Annotated in this window: 12 protein-coding genes; 1 reads left to right on the forward strand and 11 read right to left on the reverse strand. The window is 45.5% G+C overall.

Going from position 1 to position 14,704, the window contains the following annotated elements; all coding sequences use genetic code 11:
* Positions 1–204: 204 nt before the first annotated feature.
* From RUMAL_RS06070 to RUMAL_RS22840, 8 genes are all read right to left on the reverse strand, one after another.
* Entirely contained in the window at positions 205–1,047 is an 843-nt protein-coding gene (locus RUMAL_RS06070) for a TPM domain-containing protein (RefSeq protein ID WP_013497887.1), read from the reverse strand.
* 12 nt (positions 1,048–1,059) lie between these two features.
* The gene (locus tag RUMAL_RS06075; RefSeq protein ID WP_013497888.1) at positions 1,060–2,136 is read right to left on the reverse strand and encodes a TFIIB-type zinc ribbon-containing protein; all 1,077 of its coding nucleotides are present in this window, start codon (positions 2,134–2,136) and stop codon (positions 1,060–1,062) included.
* A 124-nt stretch (positions 2,137–2,260) separates the two neighbouring features.
* The gene (locus RUMAL_RS06080; protein WP_013497889.1) at positions 2,261–3,598 is read right to left on the reverse strand and encodes an SPFH domain-containing protein; all 1,338 of its coding nucleotides are present in this window, start codon (positions 3,596–3,598) and stop codon (positions 2,261–2,263) included.
* A gap of 63 nt (positions 3,599–3,661) precedes the next feature.
* Positions 3,662–3,940 (reverse strand): hypothetical protein, encoded by a 279-nt coding sequence (locus tag RUMAL_RS06085; protein ID WP_013497890.1) that lies wholly within the window; start codon positions 3,938–3,940, stop codon positions 3,662–3,664.
* Between the two features lie 151 nt (positions 3,941–4,091).
* Complete coding sequence (locus RUMAL_RS06090) at positions 4,092–6,437, reverse strand: serine/threonine protein kinase (protein WP_013497891.1); 2,346 nt, start codon at positions 6,435–6,437, stop codon at positions 4,092–4,094.
* Between the two features lie 319 nt (positions 6,438–6,756).
* Positions 6,757–7,224, reverse strand: a complete 468-nt coding sequence (locus tag RUMAL_RS06095; protein ID WP_013497892.1) for a GGDEF domain-containing protein — start codon at positions 7,222–7,224, stop codon at positions 6,757–6,759.
* 35 nt (positions 7,225–7,259) lie between these two features.
* The gene (locus RUMAL_RS22835) at positions 7,260–7,952 is read right to left on the reverse strand and encodes a sodium-dependent transporter (protein ID WP_336470104.1); all 693 of its coding nucleotides are present in this window, start codon (positions 7,950–7,952) and stop codon (positions 7,260–7,262) included.
* Positions 7,953–7,960: 8 nt separating this feature from the next.
* On the reverse strand, positions 7,961–8,674 hold the full coding sequence (locus RUMAL_RS22840) for a sodium-dependent transporter (RefSeq protein WP_336470105.1): 714 nt from the start codon (positions 8,672–8,674) through the stop codon (positions 7,961–7,963).
* Positions 8,675–9,003: 329 nt separating this feature from the next.
* Between RUMAL_RS22840 and RUMAL_RS06105 the strand changes: the two genes are divergently transcribed.
* On the forward strand, positions 9,004–9,390 hold the full coding sequence (locus RUMAL_RS06105; RefSeq protein WP_013497893.1) for a hypothetical protein: 387 nt from the start codon (positions 9,004–9,006) through the stop codon (positions 9,388–9,390).
* A gap of 42 nt (positions 9,391–9,432) precedes the next feature.
* Here the strand turns inward: RUMAL_RS06105 and abc-f are convergent, their stop codons facing one another.
* The 3 genes from abc-f to RUMAL_RS06120 all read right to left on the reverse strand — a co-directional run bounded on the left by abc-f (position 9,433) and on the right by RUMAL_RS06120 (position 14,691).
* Positions 9,433–11,370: a ribosomal protection-like ABC-F family protein gene (gene abc-f / locus RUMAL_RS06110; protein ID WP_013497894.1), complete on the reverse strand. Its 1,938-nt coding sequence runs from the start codon at positions 11,368–11,370 to the stop codon at positions 9,433–9,435.
* A gap of 133 nt (positions 11,371–11,503) precedes the next feature.
* Positions 11,504–11,842 (reverse strand): hypothetical protein, encoded by a 339-nt coding sequence (locus RUMAL_RS06115; RefSeq protein WP_013497895.1) that lies wholly within the window; start codon positions 11,840–11,842, stop codon positions 11,504–11,506.
* 941 nt (positions 11,843–12,783) lie between these two features.
* Positions 12,784–14,691 carry a UvrD-helicase domain-containing protein gene (locus RUMAL_RS06120; protein ID WP_013497896.1) on the reverse strand — a complete coding sequence of 636 codons (1,908 nt, stop codon included), beginning with the start codon at positions 14,689–14,691 and terminating at the stop codon, positions 12,784–12,786.
* Between the last annotated feature and the right edge of the window lie 13 nt (positions 14,692–14,704).

A 14,704-nucleotide genomic window follows, 5' to 3' on the forward strand; every position in this document is an offset into this window, starting at 1 on the left:
TACCACAAATACTCTCTATCGTCAAGAAAAATGAGGCTGTCGTGCAAAATTCCACATTCTAAATAATTGCGGCACCTGATATTTGTGCAATAGTACGAAGGCTCATTTAATGTGTAAAGGCTGAAAATGCAAAGGACAGGTACATCCCGTGTATCTGTCCTTAATATTATATACTATTATATTACGATACCAGAAAAAAGTGTGTCAGAATTTTCCTCCTGAACCGCTGTGGCTACTGCCCGAGGAACTGTGATGTGATGATGTTCCTCCTCCGCCACCTCCGCTGCTTCGTTCGATATGGGTACGTGATACGTTCTTGTACAGGAAATTATCACGCTGTATGTTTACTTTGAAGCTGTTTTTGCGTATGTAGTCATCAGCGCCATGCTGCATGGATACGCTTGTAAGCTGGGATTTTATGGATTCAGAAATGATAAAGCCTATTACCGCACCGCCGACAATAGCACCTATATACCAGCCGTAATGCAGTTTACCCTTAGCCCTGTGATCGACATCGTATGGTGTGCCTTTCTGCCATTCCTGAATGAACTGCTCACTGATATCAGCATACTCGTCAAATGCTTCGTAATAATCCCCGTCTTTGAGTTCGGGGAGTATCTGATCCCAAAGAAAATCCTGACCATAGTTAGTAAATATTTCTATGCCTTTACCGCATCCTGAAAACCATCGGTCACGTTCTTCCATTGAAAGCATCAACACAAAACCATCTCTGCTTTGACCAAAGCCGAAACCATTGTAATCGTAATAATCATCGGCATAAGCCTGAGGACTTCTGTCACCCAGTGAATAGCAGGTAAATATCACAACGTCTATACTGTACTCTTCGCTTATCCTGTCAAGTTTTTCGAGCAGCTTTGATTCTTCGGAATCCGATAATATATCAGCATCATCCACCAGACGGGGTTTTTGTCTTTCGGTGGGGATGGTGCGGGTAGAATAATATTCATCTGGGATAGATGCGAATACAGGTATGGTGTTTATCACCATGACTGCGGCTGCCGCAAGGGCTGCAAATATCTTCTTCATGATGTGCACCCCCTATCTGAAAAACATATAGCCAACGCCGAATATTGCTGCCGCTGAAATTATTGCAGCTATCCAGAATGTGCGCCAGTATGCTTTGGTATCGCATGGGAGATTGCCTACGAATTTACCTGTCTGACCATTCATGCCGAAGAGGAAAGTCTTGCCCTCCCAGCTGGTGGTCAGCACCCACACGGGATAGAGTGCGTACTTTGCTTTTGATTGCTTCAGGCGGAGATTATCGCCCTCCTTGGTGACGCTGGAATATCCGGATACTGTTTTCCTGAATGCGTCGTCAACGCTTTCCTTGGCGCGGACGGTAGCACGTTCGGAAGTATCATCTGCAGCCACATCGTACTTGTCAGCCAGGTAGCCTGCAAGGTAGGCGGTCTGAAAGGGGACTGCATCCTTGAAGTTGAATGGTCCTACGGATTCCATAAGGTCATCGGGCATCTTGGTCGAACCGTCAACAGGTATATTATCAAATGACATAGTTCCCTCACGGTATACCGAGAAATAGCTTGTTTCGGTAACACGGTAATCGCCCTCGGTGTGTGAATGGGTACGGGTACACTTGTAGCGCACGCCGCCCTCAGCATCAGCATCAAATAACCAGCAAGGTACATAAATACCTTTTACTTCATCCAAGTGGTTCTGATCCTTGAATACCTTGGGCAGGAACTTTTTGCCGATGAGATGTTTTTTCAGACCCTCAACTGCCGCGTTCTTATCTACCTTGAATGGTATGACGTAATCAGGCTTCAGGGAACCGCGGAACTGACCTGTCATAACAACGGGATTATCACAATAGGGGCATTTTGTAGCGCCCAGTGTTTCATCAGCGATTATCTCACCGCCGCAGGACTGACAGGAATAGACACGCATATTGTCCGTTTCGCCCTCCTGCCACTGGTTTGCTTCAGGGTTCCAGTCTGTTTCATCGTTGCCGTCAGTGCTGAGATCCTCGTCATATGCAAGCAGAGTATCCATATCGAATTCGGTCTCACAGTAGGGGCATTTCATTTTCTGTACCTGAGAATTGAATTCGATAGCACCTGCACAGCAAGGACATTTATATTCTTGTACTGCCATGTATATTCTCCTAATCTATTCTGTATCAAGCGTCCGCATCTATACGGGCTCGCTATCTATACAAAATGATTGCAGAGATGCCTGCACCTCTGCAATCGAGTATTATCAGTTATATATGTACTTATCAGTTAGCATCGCTATCGTCGAAAACGTCGCCGCATTCGGGACAGAACTTGGGAGGATTGGAAGGATCAGCGGGAGTCCATCCGCACTTGTCGCACTTGAATACTTTAGCACCTGCAGGCTTGGGTGAGCCGCAGTTCTGGCAGAATTTACCCTGATTTACAGTGCCGCAAGAGCAGGTCCAGCCATCAGCTGATGCGGGTTCGGGCTTGTGTGCGCCACAGTTCTGGCAGAACTTTCCTGTATTTGATGTACCGCAGGAGCAAGTCCAGCTGTCAGCTGAAGAAGCTGCTGCCTGCTGCTGACCCATAGCGAAAAGCTGCTGAGCGTTCATGCCGCCTGCCTGCTGAGCCATATTAACGCCCATGAAGCCTGTCATAGCGCCTGCTGCGTTGCTGCCTGCAGCACGCATAGCATCGCCCTGAGCTGCAACAAGTCCGCCTGCTGCCATAGTAGGATCTGCGTACATACTCATACGTCTGCCTTCCATAAAGAGCTTCTGGCTTTCCTGCTGAGCCTGCTTGATCATCTCCTGATCTTCCTTGGGGAGGTTGAGTGCCTTGATAGCAACTTCAATTACCTCGATACCCATATTCTTGCCCCATGTATCAGCAAGTGCAGTATTTACGGCATTCTTCAGTTCTGCCTTTTTGCCTGGGATCTGGTTGGGTCTGATCTCCATATCGGAAAGTGTGGAAAATGCGGGAGTCAGTGCATCTATGAATTCAGCTTTCATTCTGGATGCGATAGTTTCTTTCCTGTACTCGCTTGCCTGATTGCCGCAGATGTTTGTATAGAACAGCAGAGGATCAACGATCTGGAATGTGTACAGACCGCTGCACTTGATAGATACGTCAACGTCAAGACCGATCTTGGAGTCAACTACTCTGAAAGGTACTACCTCGGGTGTGCCGAAGAGGTTGTTGGAGATCTGCTTGGTGTTGAAGTAGTATACTCTCTGGTCCTTTCCTGGATCGCCGCCGTAGGTTATACGCTGACCGATCTGCTTGAAGGTATCCTTGATCTTCTGACCAAGCTTGCCGTCAGCAAACAGTGAAGGTGTGCCCAGTTCAAATGTATATCTGCCGGGACGGTTGCAGACTTCAATGATAGCGCCGTCTTCAACGATTATCATTGTCTGTCCGTCAGCTACTGCTATACCAGAACCTGCGGTGATGATATTATCACTGCCCTTTTTATTCTGTCCTCTGTTTGTAATGACTTTCTGTCCCTTTACCATAAGTACTTCATCGGGAAGTGCCTCACAGTAAAAATATTCCTTCCACTGATCTGCCATTGTGCCGGCTGCTGCGCCGATGGCTGCCATAATAAGTCCCATAGTTAGACCCTCCTTAAAAATTGTTCATTATTCAATATATAATACCTTATTTTATGGTACGTTTTACCTTTTTGTATCTCTCGGCTTATAGCCGTTCTGTGAATACGGATTCTTGTTTTCCTTAGGCTTTTCGGGAATATCGGGCTGAGATGCGACCCAGTGAAAAAACAGGGTTTTCGCTGCTATGCCGATGAGCCAGCAGCCAAGCACTGTCCAGAAGCACCATATCGGAAGACCAAGCTTGAAGTGAAGCACCAGCAGCACAGCAGCTATCAGACCTCCCCATATATTCAGCAGGAGGTTAAGTGCGTATGAGCCGAGAAAGCTCATGATCCTGTTCATATCATCACTCCGTTCACAAAAAATACATTTCGGGGAACGAAAAGATACAAAGTTCCTCAAATATTATAGCATATAATTTCACTGATTGCAATACCTTTATATAAATTATTTTAGGCATATTGCCGGTATATTAATGCAAAGTGAGGGAATATCATGGCTCAAGCAGCACCTTGTTTCCGCTGCCGTCGACCACAACTATGTTTTTAAGACTGCCGCGTCCGAAGTTGCCTGTTGTACGGCAGCTAGCAGTAACAGTGCGCTCACCGTAGGGCATTATTATGATATCGGTTGCCTCGATAAGATTGCCCTTGGCATTTTCAGAACCGTTGTAGTATATGTAAAGATCGGGCCAGAGAAAATCTGATCCGGTATTTGTTATGGTCAGCTCTACCGTCAGCTTATTGCCTTTTATCTCAGCTGAATCTACTGTTACCTCCAGCTCATCCATGTATCCGGTATCACTCCAGCCGTTTATATTGCCATCACCGAGCATGGGGTCAGTGGAGGATATATAGTAGGAATTTACATAGCCGTAGGTGTTGTTATATACTGTGTAATACCATGCCGAGCTGCCTGTATACCATATCTGTATAGGTGTGCAGTCGGGGATGGAGGCGAGCTGCTTTGACGAGGAGGATTTTTCCTCGCGCAGTGCAAGTGAACCACCGTCGGTATCAACATACATAGTACCCTTGGAGGTATAATTGAGTGCGGTGCCTTCGGTCGTGCCGCATACCGAACAGGTCTTTGGCTTGGTGAGGGTTGCTTCTGTCCAGGTGTGACCTTTAGCCTTGCCCCGTGTTTCACCGCAGTTTTCACAGGTCTCGGGTTCGGTGCAGGTAGCATTTTTCCACTTATGACCTATGGGTTTGCCCTCGGTCTTTTTACACCTTTCACAGGTCATTGGTGTGGTGCAGGTAGCTTCCTTCCACTTGTGTCCCAGTTCTTCCTGTCCTATAAGTCCGCAGACCTCGCAGTACTGCGGCATTTCGCACTCGGCATCCTTCCACTTGTGACCAATCGCGTCACCTTCGGTCTTTCCGCAGACAGTACAGGTCTTGGGATGATCGCAGTCTGCCTGCTTCCATACATGGTCAAGCTTGCTGCCTTCTTCCTTGCCGCATACTCTGCAGCGCCTTGGATGAGTGCAGGTAGCTTCTTCAAAATCGTGGGAAGCCAGTTTTCCGCGTTTCTTGCCGCAGCGCAGGCAGGTCTCCTGAGTTGTGCAGGTAGCAGGCTGCCAGTGATGTATGCATATCACCTTTGATAAAAAAAGTGAGCCTATGCAAAGAATACAGCAAAGCGTAAGTCCTATGACTAGTGCTTTTCTCTTGGTGGCCTTTGAAAGGTGTGCAGGTTCTTTCGCTTTTGGTGCGGCTTTTGCAGGAAGCTGTTTTTTTCTGCGTTCGGGTCTTGCCGGTGCAGGACGCACTATCAGTTCCTCTTCTTCCTCATCGCCGGGACGCATGAAGATACTGTCGGTTATATCAATATCGTTAACGGATCGCTCATCGTTTACCTGTGAAGTATCATCCGCTGTACATTCTGTATCGGATGTATTTATTATCTGAGGGCTGCTCACACATTTACCGAGTGCCGCCAGAAATTTTTCAGCATCCTGTATGCGGTCGGCAGGGTCAAAGGCACAGCAATCCATTACCAGCTGTTTCAGCGCTTCGCTGCCGTTTACGGGTGCTGGAAAATTCTTTCCGCTTAGTCTTGCGAATATAGCCGCATCAACAGCGTTGCGGTTGTCACCTGCGTTGACCAGCGGCAGACGATCCTCGTTCAGCAGATAATAAAGCGTTATTCCGAGGGAGTATATATCCGCGGAAGTGCCGTAATGCTGCTCACCGGGGGTGCGTGCGTTCCATACTTCGGGTGCCATGAAGGGCTGAGTACCTACAAATGTAGCAAAACTACCAGCCCTGGTCTGCTTGGCTATGCCGAAATCACCAAGATAGAAATCACCTTTATCATCGACGTAGATATTATCGGGTTTTATATCGCGGTGAAGCATATTTATCTCATGCATAGCGCATAGGGCTTCACCTATATGGAATGCCAGCTTTTCTATCTCAGCAGGCGGAAGATTGCCCTTGGTGTTTATGTATTCGGTGAGAGTTTTGTAATACTCCATTTGTATGAGCACATCAAAGCCTATAACATCTCCGTCATCCCCTATGATATCGCGGTAGGTGTGGTTGATGCAGTGTACCAGATGTGGTTTGTCACCGAGACGGTACATATTCTTTATTTCTTCTGCTACCTGTTTTTTGCGTTCAGACATTTCCTGCTCACGGCTCTCACGGGTGACAGAAACACTTCTGTCCAAAATAATGGGCAGTACCTTGACGGCACAGTATCTAACCTGACCGTAAAGTTCCTGTCTGAACTTATAAACCTTTCCCGAACCGCCGCTTCCCAGATAGGAATCCTTGTACCAGTTTTCCCAAAGCGGTTCATAGGAAGTAAGTCTTTCACCTATATCTTTCACGCGCTCACCCCCTTTTTGCTTGCTTTTCTCATTTCTCCCACATTATATCATAATCTCACTTTATTTTCAAGGCGAATGACTAACTTTCATTTTTCTTTCACCCGTTTAGCACATATCGCAACCTTAGATAGCACAGATGCGCCTCGCGGTGGACAAATGTTGCAAAATGAAAACAATAGCTACAAAACAGGTAACAGATAACGGCTGATCGTATACAGCAGAAAGGTCATAAGGCTATAACTGCATATACAAGCTAAAAAACGAGGAGCTCCTTCAAGGAACTCCCCGATATTTTAGCAAATTTTTTGAAATATCGCATTTAATGGTGTTCAGCATGATATCTTTCCTTGTCGGCACGCATATTTTCATATGCGGTCTTCAATGCAAAGCGTATATCCGCGGCTGACTCGGTATAACATTCACCTGCCGCAAAGCTTATACTTTCAAGACTTTCCCTGACATCAGCTATGCACTTCATGTATCTGTCAAACTGCTCTTTTTTAAAGCCTTTGAACACCACGACAAATTCATCGCCGCCGAAGCGATAGTACTCACCCATGCATTCGGTGGCTTCCTGTATCGCCAAAGCCACTTTTCTGATCTGCACATCGCTCATCAGATGACTGTGATAATCATGATATTTTTTCAGATCATTTATATCCGTAAACAGCACGCCTATCGGTACGCTTTTGAATTTTTCTTCACGTTCTGCCATATCGGCAAATTCTTCAAAAGCTTCCTTTTTTAAATAGCCTGTCTGTACATCATATTTATCGGATATAGTCATGATATCACCTCATTTTCGTGAGTGGCTGCTTTATATTATTTCAGCAGCTTTTCCAAAACGCCCAGTGAACCCAGCAGCAGCAGGAAAAGCAGTACAGGTTCAATAAATTTTACCATAACGATGTACATACCCTTTCTGCCGAAACGCTCGCCGTTTTTGGTAGCTTCGTCGATGATGGCCTTAGGCTTTACTATCCAGCCTATGAGTATGCAGGTGCTGATAGCAACAACGGGCATCAGGATATTATTGGAGATATAATCGAATATATCGAGTATCGTACCAACACTTCCGTTTGGCAGTTTCAGTTCAAAGTAAAGCTTGTTGTAACCCAGACAGATAATTACGCCCAGTATCAGTGCAGCGGCTGTTTCGATAATAACAGCCTTTTTACGAGACCATCCGAACTTGTCCATCAGACCCGAAACAACGGCTTCAAGTATTGATATGGAACTTGTCAGCGCAGCGAACAGTACCATTATAAAGAATGCCGCGCCTATCCATGTGCCTGCAGGACCCATAGCTTCAAATACCTTAGGCAGTGCTACGAACATCAGTCCGGGACCTGCACTCTGCAATCCATCTTCGCCCAGAAAAGCAAATACAGCAGGGATTATCATAACGCCTGCAAGGAAAGCTACCAGTGTATCGAATATCTCGATGCGGTTGACTGACTTCATCAGGTTCTCATCGTCCTTGAAGTAGGAACCGTAAGTTACCATGATACCCATAGCCACGCTTATCGAATAGAACAGCTGCCCATAGCATCAAGCACCACGTTGAATATGTCCTTTGCGCCCATGCCGTCAATGTTTGGAACAATGAATATCTTGAAACCGTCCAGACCTGTCCTGCCGTCATTGCCTTTGAGGGTCAGGGAGAAAATTGCTATACCTATTATCGCCAGCAGAAGCAGAGGCATAAGCACCTTGGATATAGCTTCGATACCCTTGTTAACGCCCAGTGCGATAACGATAGCTGTCGCACCAAGGAAAATAACGTCGAATATAATGGGCGAAACCGGTGCGGTGATGAACCCGCCGAAATAATCGTCAGACGCTGCAGCAGTGCCGTTGCCCGTTGCGAATACAGTGAAATACTTCAGAACCCAGCCGCCTATCAGGCAGTAGTAAGGAAGTATCATAAAAGGTACTATCTCCGCAAAAACGCCTATCCACTTTGACTTTTTGTGAAGTTCGCCGTAAGCTGTAAGACATCCCTGCTTGGTCTTTCTTCCCATTGCGACTTCGCTGACCAGCAGGGTGAAGCCGAAGGTCAGGGCGAGTATCAGGTATATGACCAGAAAGATACCGCCGCCGTTTTTAGCCGCCAGATATGGGAATCGCCAGATGTTTCCAAGTCCCACCGCCGAACCTGCCGCAGCAAGTACGAAACCGAGAGAACTGGAAAAGGAATTACGTTTGGTCAGGCTTTGTTTTTCTGAATTTGCCATATTCTTTCTCTCCTAAATCTTTTTGTTTATTATAAATACAGATTTATAAAATCAATTATACCATATTATTCCGATGATTACAAGACCTATGATTGACAAACGGTCATTTTTATATTAATTTTTGGTATATTTTCTCTGCATAGAACTGTCCTTGGCGGAAATACTATAGTAAACGATATTATTTTCACAGCATCAACTGTTCACGGATCGGGATAACGTATCTGAGGACACTGAATGAAGCGATAAAGATCTCGTTTACTATATTTATGCCGTGAGATAGCGTTCTGCGTAAAGGGAACGATACGGTAAAAAGAAAGGAAAGATCACAAATGAAGAAATATCTAGCAGTTACTATCTGTGCGCTGTCAGCTGCGGCTGCGGTAACAGCCTGTTCGGCAGGGGAGAGGAATGGATCGGAGTATAAGGCAGGAAAATATGAGGAGAGCTCTGCTGTGACTACAAGCCGTTCCGCAGTTGCTTCGGAGGCTGATACTCCTTCCTCAAAGCGCGAAGAAAGCTCATCAAAAAGAGAAGAATCCTCGTCACGCCGTGATACGGAAAGTTCTATGAGAGAAGATGAGTCAGGGCATGGTGATAAAGGGGATGTTATGAGCCGTGTGGGAGAGGGGATAGACGATATCCTTGACGGCGGCAACGAAGTCATTGATGATACCATAGATACAGGCAAAGACGTGGTTGACGATATTTTTGAATGACACAGAAAAAGGCGGGTCGATCCCCGCCTTCTGCTATACATATCATTCAAGACTTGCCCATTCGTCCATCATCTCGTCGAGCTCTGTTTTCTTAGCCTCAAGGGCGTTGCACTTCTCCGTCATCAGCTCAAAATTCGCCGCAACTTCGGGGTCTGCTATCTCGTTCTCCAGCCTGAAGATATCCACCTCAGCCTGCTCGATAAGCTCCTCCAGCTCTTTCAGACGCGCCCTGAGCTTCGCCTCCAGCTGACGCTGTTCCTTGCTGCGGTAGCTTATCTCCTTCTGCTCCCGCCTGTCCTGCTCCGCCTGAATTCGCTTCTGCTCCGCAGCCGCTTCCGCCGCCGATTTTTCAGCCGCACTTATCGCCGCCGCATACGCATCGAAATTTCCCTCGTAGCAGTTGACCTCGTCCGCCTTTACCTCGATTATCCTGTCAGCCACCTTATTAATAAGGTATCTGTCGTGGGATACCAGTATGATAGTACCCTCAAATTCCGCCAGCACATCTTCCAGAACTTCCTTCGTGTTCAGGTCGAGATGGTTCGTCGGCTCATCAAGGATAAGCACATTTCCCCGTGTGTACGCCATTATAGCAAAACACAGCTTAGCCCTTTCGCCGCCGCTTAGTACCGATATAGGCTTGAATACGTCCTCACCCGTCAGCAGTACCGAACCCAGTGCCTTTCTCGCCTCCGCAGGTGTCATGGCAGGGAACCTGTCAAGCATCTCATCAATTACCGTGCTTCCCATGTGCAGGATATTGTGCTCCTGCTCAAAGTAGGATATCTTCACGTTTCCGCCCCACACGATGTTTCCGCGCTCATGGGGTATGATGTTCTGTATCAGCTTCAGTATAGATGTCTTGCCGATACCGTTTGACCCGATTATAGCCGCGTGCTCGCCCCTCCTGATGTGCATATCAAGGCTGTGTATAAGGGTCTTGCGGCCATCGCCCTCACCTACCACCAGAGGACAGTCTATCACCTTCACGATGTCCTTTGTCGGCTCAATATCGTATTCCAGCTTTATCTTCGGCGGGCGGGTGAACATCAGAGGTTTCTCGATGCGCTCTATCCTGTCCAGCATATGTTGTCGTGATTTCGCCATCTTCGCTGTCGAAGCCCTCGTCTTGTTCTTGGCGATGTACTCCTCCAGCTTCTTTATCTCCTCCTGCTGTGCCTCCCACTCTTTCAGCTGACGTTCCGCGTTGTGCTTCTTCTGCACCACATAAGCCGAATATCCGCCCTTGTAAGAGGTCAGCCTGCCCAGCTCTATCTCACAGATACGGGTGCATATCTTGTTCAGGAAGTATCTGTCGTGGGATACTATCAGTATCGACCCTTTGTAGCTTTTCAGATAGTCCTCCAGCCACATCAGCGTGGTGAAATCCAGATGGTTGGTAGGCTCGTCAAGTATCAGCAGGTCGGGACATTCCAAAAGCAGTTTCGCCAACGCCAGACGTGTCTTTTCACCGCCCGAAAGGGAAGATATCACCCTGTCACGGGGCACATCGCCAAAGCCCATACCATTGAGTATGCGGCTGATGTTCACATCTATGCGGTAGCCGTCGTTAGCCTCAAAATACGCCGATAACTCCGAGTATTCCGCACTGACTGTCTCCAGCTCAGCCCCCGTCAGCCCTGTCATCTGCTGTTCCAGCTCGTCCATTCTCCTGCGTGCCGCCAGAAGCTTGTCAAAAGCCTTGTGAAGCTCCGCATCAATGGTGGAATCGCTTTCAAGACCGCTGTTCTGCCTTAAAAATCCGATAGTGCAGTTCTGAGATATCTCCACCGACCCCAGACCGTCATCAGTCTTGTCAAAGCCCAGACTGCCTGTGAGGATATTCAGAAGCGTAGACTTACCGCAGCCATTCACCCCGATAAGACCGATAGTCTCCCTGTTTTCGATGACGAGGTTGATATCCTTCAAAAGCGGCTCACCATTAAAATATTTATATAAATGCTCAATTTTAACCAGCATAACTTTCTCCTGTAATTTTTTCCTGTTTATCCTTACGCTTAAATCAAGACCTGCACCCACGGCAGATCAGCTCTTATCATATGTCGCACGATGTTTCGATATTCGCGTATCAGCGACATTATGCCGAGTCTGTTCAAAGCCCCATGATATAGCGGTTAAGCTCTTCTTCCTTATCGCAGGATATCACAGTCGGTATCCCCGCACTCCAGAGGGCTTTTGAGATCTCGTTCATCGTCGGGACAATATCCTTATATATCTCAACTTCCGCAGTAAGCTCGTAATACAGAAAACCATCGGGGTACATACGGAGTTTCTCCGCATGAAACTCATTGTTCTTCCTTATCATGATATCGAACCTGCCGAATGAACAGACCGATAGACCGAGCTTTTTCGCTTTACCAAAATGCTTTTCGAGGATAGCGAGAACACCCTCACGGGATAAAGACGTGTGCATATAGAGCCTGCAAAACAAGAGCAACACCTCCAAGATGCAAATATGTGCATTATCCTTTTTATTATATCACAGGATATGTAAAAAGTAAAGATACCAAAAATGAATTATCTTAGATGCCTGCCAAGGAGAAGAGCCTGAGTCAAACCATTCGCGGCAGCAAACCTGAGCCCCAAACAAACTAAGCCGCGAATAGAGCTTTTGGTCAAGCTTTTCGCGAAAAGCTTGCGGGAGCGCGAGGGCAGAGCCCTCGCATCAAGGCGCAAAACCAAAATGCACAGCGAACTATAAGAGCACAACAAACTTCCGACCTCAAAAAAGGCGCGGCAATATCAAAAATCGAGCGTGGAAAATCAAACGTTTACGCTCTTTCTACGTCCGTAAATATTGCCGCGCCCGCCGTCAAACAGCGTAAGCGTCTTTGACGGCTCGACCCGACGTAGGAGGGGCGAAACCTCGCAAAGCTACGTTCCAAAACCAAATCATCGACTAGCCCAACAAACCACGATCTATATTATAAGACAGCTATCTGTTTCCGAACTGCAAGAGTGCGGCACTCTTGCCCTAAGTACTGCGCTATCAGGTCGCCCCTGACGGGTCGAGAAATCAATGAGCGTACCGCCGTTGATTTCGGGCGCGGCAATCATTTACGCAAATAGTTTGTGCGGGGCTTTAGTTTTGTCCACGCTTGGAATGTCTTTATTGCCGCGCCTATTTTTGACAGAGCGGTTTGTTTGCTGTTCTATTTATAGCTTTGTTGCCACGTCGCTTTTGCACCTTGAGTTGAGGGCTCTGCCTCTCGAGCTCTCCGCAAGCTTTTCGCGAAAAGCTTGACCAAAAGGATTGCGCTCATATAGAAGTTTTATTAAAACAACTATAAACAATAACTTTACAGCAGGCTATGAAACAAAACAGGCAGATACTTCGATGAGGTATCTGCCTGTTTTCTATTTTAGTTTCATTTATCTCAAATCTTTAATAACCCAGTCGTTACTGAATACGTCCTTACTTTTTTCATAAGTTTCAGACTGCATTGCTACACAAAGTAATTTTTTGGGTCTGCTCATGCCAACATATGCGAGTTTGCGGCTATAATCAAATAGAGGTGATTTTCCAAGACTTCCAGCACCAAAATAAGGAAGAATCCTGTTCAAGTCAGTTGAACGTTGTCTGGATGTTTCAAGATAAAGTGTTGCATCATGTGTTTCACCTTTTACTGCGTGAATGGTATCAAATACAATCCTTCGACCTCTAATTGGATCAATAAACACATTTTTCTCAGGCCTATCTGCCCGACTTGCAACACTCGATTCATCAAGAAAGAAATCTGGAAGTATAGTGAATATATCAGCTATGGTTGGATCGCTGATTCTTAGCAATTCTTTAAGCTTTCGCCGTAACATCCAATCTACGGTTTGTCTATCGAAGCATTTTAATGTCGACATCTCATAAATCCAAGAGCGATATAAATCTCTATACTGTTCTTCAAGGAACCTTTTTAATGCAACAGTAGTAAATTCTTTGCCAGATGCTGGATTCACTTTTTTAATATAGTGAAATATACGACATAACAACTTACGAATGATTTGCTCTGCCTTATAAAGCTTGCCGTTCTCTAATACCTGTGTTAATTCTTCTACTGAAATCCAATAGTTATATTCACTTTTCTTATTAGAACTATCAAATTCTGGAAAATAGCTACCGATTTTAAGTCCAGCAGTACTTTCGCTTTTTATTGCACCAATTGCCTTGTATACGCCGTTTCTATCATTCAAATTGTGAGCTTCTAATTCAGAAATAAAACTTACAATAACTCGGTCAATATTCTCAGGAGAAAAAACAAGTAATACTGGTTTAACTCCTGTTTCTCCAGTAAACGTCACTATACTTTTTTCTTTCTTCTTTAGTTTGCAAATTACATTAGCAATTTCCTGACTAAATCTGCAAGAGGTCATAATGGGCAAGTAATCATCCTGTGGGATCCAATCAGTTGTTGTATCTTCAGATTGGTTATATATAGCTTGATCAGAATCACCAATTTTGAAAATCGCACATTTTGTTGAGTCAAAAATAGCGTTTATAGCTTGCCTTTGAATATCATTACAATCTTGATACTCATCTATGAAAACGTATTGAAATCGTGATGAAAATATATCTGTATACGATTGGGATAAATCATCAATAGCAGCCTTTGCAAACGAATAGGCATCCTGATACCTTATTATCCCTTCGTTTTTTAGAAGATCAACTAATAATTCTGAATATTGCTCTGTGGAAGGCTTTCCTGCACAAGCCAATGCGTTTTTCTGTCGTTCTATACAAAGGGCACCATCATCTCGTAAATATAAAGCCTGCGTATGACTGATACGATCAGAAAACTGTCTGCCAGTTTGGTAATTATTTTCAGTTAGATAATTCAGTTTGCTATACTTTCTATTATTCAGCATTTTATTAAGCATATGCTGTGCATAGGTCATACTATCAACCACTTGAACGCTTTGCCCGAAAGTATTGCGTATATAAGGCATAGTCACAAATCTATCAATAAATGACTGAATCGTCCCAACATAATTAGGATAGCTGAGAATCTTATCTGAATAATCAGAGAGTTTTCTTTTGATTTCATTTACAGCAACATTTGTATGGGAAAGCACACAAATTCCAGCACCGTTTTCAAAAGGAATTCTATCAGCTAACAGTTTTAACTTAGCGAGAAGAACGGTAGTTTTTCCGCTGCCAGGACAGGCGGCTACATCAGTTGAATGCCAACACCGGATGACTTTTCTTGCATCATCTGAAAAATGTGTCTCCTGTGGCAGAAGAAGTTCTTCAGTTGATTCGATATCCTTATCGGAAATTATCCATTCCAACGTAGAACCCTCC

It is taken from the genome of Ruminococcus albus 7 = DSM 20455, from assembly GCF_000179635.2.
Classification (GTDB): Bacteria; Bacillota; Clostridia; order Oscillospirales; family Ruminococcaceae; genus Hominimerdicola; species Hominimerdicola alba.

Coding starts and splice junctions, on each gene's coding strand:
- RUMAL_RS22840 (WP_336470105.1), bottom strand. CDS start 8,674: ATGGCAAATTCAGAAAAACAAAGCCTGACCAAACGTAATTCCTTTTCC.
- RUMAL_RS06105 (WP_013497893.1), top strand. CDS start 9,004: ATGAAGAAATATCTAGCAGTTACTATCTGTGCGCTGTCAGCTGCGGCT.
- RUMAL_RS22835 (WP_336470104.1), bottom strand. CDS start 7,952: ATGGGTATCATGGTAACTTACGGTTCCTACTTCAAGGACGATGAGAAC.
- RUMAL_RS06085 (WP_013497890.1), bottom strand. CDS start 3,940: ATGAACAGGATCATGAGCTTTCTCGGCTCATACGCACTTAACCTCCTG.
- RUMAL_RS06070 (WP_013497887.1), bottom strand. CDS start 1,047: ATGAAGAAGATATTTGCAGCCCTTGCGGCAGCCGCAGTCATGGTGATA.
- RUMAL_RS06095 (WP_013497892.1), bottom strand. CDS start 7,224: ATGACTATATCCGATAAATATGATGTACAGACAGGCTATTTAAAAAAG.
- RUMAL_RS06080 (WP_013497889.1), bottom strand. CDS start 3,598: ATGGGACTTATTATGGCAGCCATCGGCGCAGCAGCCGGCACAATGGCA.
- abc-f (WP_013497894.1), bottom strand. CDS start 11,370: ATGCTGGTTAAAATTGAGCATTTATATAAATATTTTAATGGTGAGCCG.
- RUMAL_RS06075 (WP_013497888.1), bottom strand. CDS start 2,136: ATGGCAGTACAAGAATATAAATGTCCTTGCTGTGCAGGTGCTATCGAA.